Below are 285 nucleotides of genomic sequence, written 5' to 3' on the forward strand. Positions count from 1 at the left end.
GGCCAGCGCGGCGCGCAGGGCGGCGGGTTCGGCGTCGCCGACGGCATAGGCCACCAGCCGGGGTTCGCCGGCGGCGGGGCGGTCCAACAGGACCAGAGCCTCGCGCACGGCGGGCAGACGGCACAGCGCGGCTTCGATCTCGCCCAGCTCGATGCGGAAACCGCGCAGCTTGACCTGATGATCGGCGCGGCCCAGGTATTCGATCTCGCCGTCGGCGCGGCGGCGGGCGAGATCGCCGGAGCGATACAGGCGGGAGCCGTCGGCGGCGAAGGGATTGGGCAGGAA

At 74.0% G+C, this 285-nt stretch carries 1 pseudogene; it reads right to left on the reverse strand.

Features of this window, described 5'->3' with window-relative positions:
* Positions 1 to 285, reverse strand: a pseudogene (locus ACUXV1_RS23270) (hypothetical protein); the annotation flags it as partial.

This window comes from Chromobacterium sp. W521 (assembly GCF_052805975.1).